The sequence below is a fragment of the Devosia sp. genome (genome assembly GCF_028290645.1).
GTDB lineage: Bacteria > Pseudomonadota > Alphaproteobacteria > Rhizobiales > Devosiaceae > Devosia_A.
In genome coordinates, this window is the sequence record NZ_JAQGJL010000021.1 from 1 (window position 1) to 3,710 (window position 3,710).

At 66.3% G+C, this 3,710-nt stretch carries 3 protein-coding genes; all 3 read right to left on the bottom strand.

Annotated elements, in window-relative coordinates; all coding sequences use genetic code 11:
* Nucleotides 1–1,479, bottom strand: a 1,479-nt coding sequence (locus JWQ89_RS01365) for an ABC-F family ATP-binding cassette domain-containing protein (RefSeq protein ID WP_299637756.1), incomplete at its 3' end; no start/stop codon positions are given.
* Nucleotides 1,480–1,643: 164 nt separating this feature from the next.
* Nucleotides 1,644–2,120 (bottom strand): iron-responsive transcriptional regulator RirA, encoded by a 477-nt coding sequence (rirA, locus tag JWQ89_RS01370; protein ID WP_299637757.1) that lies wholly within the window; start codon nucleotides 2,118–2,120, stop codon nucleotides 1,644–1,646.
* 149 nt (nucleotides 2,121–2,269) lie between these two features.
* On the bottom strand, nucleotides 2,270–3,358 hold the full coding sequence (locus JWQ89_RS01375; RefSeq protein WP_299637759.1) for an aldo/keto reductase: 1,089 nt from the start codon (nucleotides 3,356–3,358) through the stop codon (nucleotides 2,270–2,272).
* Between the last annotated feature and the right edge of the window lie 352 nt (nucleotides 3,359–3,710).

Here is a 3,710-nt window from a genome sequence, read left to right on the forward strand (position 1 = left end):
GATGACCATGTCGGAATAGCCGCCGGCATATTCGGTCCAGACGCCATCACCTTCCGAGACGATGATCGAGGTCGCGACCCGATCGAGGAAATCGCGGTCGTGGCTGACGACGATCACTGTGCCCGGATAGTCGCCGAGCATTTCCTGTAGCAGGTCGAGCGTTTCGAGGTCGAGATCGTTGGTCGGCTCGTCGAGCACCAGGAGGTTCGACGGCAGCGCCAGCAGCCGCGCCAGGGCCAGGCGGCCGCGCTCACCGCCGGAGAGCTTTTCGACCGCGGTGCGGGCCTGCTCGGGGGTGAACAGGAAATCTTTCATGTAGCCCATGACGTGCTTGGGCTGGCCGTTGATGATCAGCGTATCGGAGCCGCCGCCGGTGACCGCCTCCTTGAGCGTCATGTCGTTGGAGAGCGTGGCGCGGCGCTGGTCGAGGCTGGCAAGCTCGATATTGGCGCCGAGCCGCACCGTGCCGCTGTCGGGGGCCAGCTCGCCGGTGAGGAGCTTGATCAGCGTGGTCTTGCCGGCGCCGTTGGCGCCGATGATGCCGAGCCGGTCGCCGCGGATCACCCGGGTCGAGAGATCGTTCACGATCACGCGGTCGCCGAAGGCCTTGGTGATGTGCTTGGCCTCGATCACCATCTTGCCCGAGGTCTCGCCCTCGGCGACGGAGATCTTTACCTCGCCGATGCCTTTCTTCAGGTCGCGGCGTTCCTGGCGGAGGTTGAACAGCCCTTCGAGCCGGCGGACGTTGCGCTTGCGGCGCGCCGTGACGCCATAGGTCAGCCAGTGCTCCTCGCGGACGATCTGCCGGTCGAGCTTGTGGCGGGCAGTTTCCTCTTCCTCGAGCACCTGGTCGCGCCAGGCCTCGAAGCTGCCGAAACCGCGGTCGAGGCGGCGCGTGGTGCCGCGGTCGAGCCAGACCGTGGCGCGGGTGAGGTCGGCGAGGAAGCGCCGGTCGTGGCTGATGATCACCAACGCCGAGCGGATGGAGGAGAGCTCGTTCTCGAGCCACTCGATCGCAGGCAGGTCGAGATGGTTGGTCGGCTCGTCGAGGAGGATGATGTCGGGTTCGGGCGCCAGCACTCGGGCGAGGGCGGCGCGGCGTGCCTCGCCGCCAGAGAGGCGCATCGGGTCTTCGGTGCCGGTGAGGCCGAGTGCGTTGAGGAGATAGGTGGCGCGATAGTGGTCGTCGCCGGCCTGCATGCCGGCCTCGACATAGCTCAGCACATCCGGATAGCCCGAAAGGTCAGGCTCCTGCTGCAGGTAGCGGATGGTGGCGCCCGGCTGCAGGAAGCGGCGGCCGCCATCGGCCTCGATCTCGCCCGCCGCGATCTTCAGGAGCGTCGACTTGCCCGAGCCGTTGCGGCCGACCAGTGCCACCTTTTCGCCGGGCAGCAGTTGCAGTTCGGCGCCGTCGAGCAGCTCGGTCGAGCCGAGCCTCAGGCGGATCTGCTGCAAAAAGAGAATGGGCGCGGCGGCCATCGGCAAGTCCGGGGCAAGAGGGGTCGGGCGGCATAGAGCACGTGGGGGCCGCGAGATCAACGAAAGGCGGGTGTGCATGCCGCAAGGATAGATGAAGCCGAGGTGGCGGCTGTTCAAGCCGGCCCGGGAGAAGCGCGATGGCCCGCCGACGGGGTGAGTGGCGGCTAGTTCGCGGCCTGCGCGATCAGCACCGGCTCCATTTCCTCGAAGCTGAGGCCGAGCCGCTCACGGAGCGACCGGCGCTTGCTGGCGAGGTCGGCGATGGTGTAGCCCTCGAGCACGTTGAAGAACGCCCCCAGCGCCTCGCGCAAGGCCGCGTTGACGTCGCAACTGCCGGCGAGCGGGCAGGCGATGTCGCCATCCTCGAAGCACTCGGCCATTGAGAAGCTCTCCTCGGTGAGCCGGATGGTGTCGAGCAGCGTGATCTCGTCGGCCGGGCGGCCGAGTCGGATGCCGCCGCGGCGGCCGCGCACCGTTTCGAGCAGGCCGCTCTCGACCAAGGGCTTGATCAGCTTGAACAGGAACAGTTCGGAGATGGCGTGGGCCCGGGCGATGTCGGCGACGCGGCTGAGACCGGGGTCGTTCACGGCGCAATAGATGAGGGTGCGGATGGCATAGTTCGACTGGCGGGTCAGTCTCATCGAAACTCCGGTTTCGGCGCATCGGCCGATCTTGCTGCGTCCCCACGGCGGACGCCCTCTGTCGGGGCGTCTGGCCGGCTGGAAGGGGTTGGAACTCCCTACAGATTATAACGGTTCTAAACTTAGTCAAGAAAACATGACGCCGCAGTTCAGGATTGCGCGGACGGGCGACCCGGCCCGTCCGCGGCAATGTCACTCAGCCATATAGGCTTGTGGAGCGCGAGGTCGGCGGCGCCCATCCGGTCCTGCGCGGTAAAGTTCTGGTGCCAGTAGGGGTAGATCAGCGGCGGCTGGCTGACCTTGTCGAGCTTGGCGATATCCTCGGGTGTGAGCTTCAGGTCGATGGCTTTGAGGTTGTCCTCGAACTGGGCGATGTTGCGACCCCCGATGATCACCGAGGCGACCAGCGGCCGCTGCAAGAGCCAGGCCAGCGACACCTGCGCGCCCGAGACGCCGTGCGCGCTGGCGATCTCGTTGATCACGTCGACGATGTCCCAGAGGTGCTCCGGATTGTCGATCGGCGGCTCCTTGAAGCCACGCACCTGCCTGCCATCGGTCGGCTTGGAATTGCGGGTGTACTTGCCGGTGAGCCAACCGCCGGCGAGCGGCGACCAGATCAGCGCCGACACACCCTGGTCGAGCCCGAGCGGCACCAGCTCGTACTCGGCCTCGCGCGAATAGAGCGTGTAGTGGATCTGCTGGGAAACGAAGCGCTGGTAGTTTTTCGCGTCCGAAACGGCGAGGGCCTTCATCAGGTGCCAGGCCGAATAGTTAGAGCAGCCGACATAGCGGACCTTGCCCTGCTTCACGAGGGTATCGAGGGCCTCGATCGTCTCCTCGAGCGGGGTCTGCCCGTCCCATTCGTGCACCTGGTAAAGGTCGATCACGTCGGTCTTGAGCCGCTTCAGCGACGCCTCGGCCTCCCGGATGATGTGCCAGCGGCTGAGGCCGCGGTCGTTGGGCCCCTTGCCGGTGGGGAAGCGCACCTTGGTGGCGATCAGCACGCGGTCGCGCCGGCCGTCGGTCAGCGCTTCGCCGATGATCGTCTCGGAAACGGTCTTCGAATAGACATTGGCCGTGTCGATCAGGTTGATGCCGTGGTCGAGGCAGAGGTCGATCTGGCGCTGCGCCTCCTTGAGGTCGGTATCGCCCCACAGGCCATCGCCGCCGAACGTCGCCGTGCCGATCGAAAGTGAGGAAACCTTGAGGCCTGAGCGGCCAAGCAGTCGGTAGTCCATCGTCGTCTCCTGTGGATTCGCGGGGCGGACCCTAGACCAGCCGGGCCGGGATGGGGAGTCGGGCGGTGGGGTAGGTGGTCCATGGACAGGACGTGCTTGTGCATCCGACAGCCTTTACGGCTTCGGAGTTTGTCAAAGAGCTATCCCCTCGTGTTCCTGAGGAGATGAAGCGGGGCCGGCGAGGCGTTGGCCTCGACGCGGGTCGTCCGCAATGTATGAGGCTCTCGCCTCGCCGGCCGGCCGGGGTTTTGGGCCTATGCCATGGAGGGTTCGGGAGCATCCGTGCCGCATCGCGAGAGCGAAGGGCTTTGGTCGTCGGCGACCCAAAGGGGTCCGGCCCGCCCGCCGCCAC

Excerpts from the sequence above, each read along its gene's own strand:
- rirA (WP_299637757.1), bottom strand. The coding sequence starts at position 2,120 with ATGAGACTGACCCGCCAGTCGAACTATGCCATCCGCACCCTCATCTAT.
- JWQ89_RS01375 (WP_299637759.1), bottom strand. The coding sequence starts at position 3,358 with ATGGACTACCGACTGCTTGGCCGCTCAGGCCTCAAGGTTTCCTCACTT.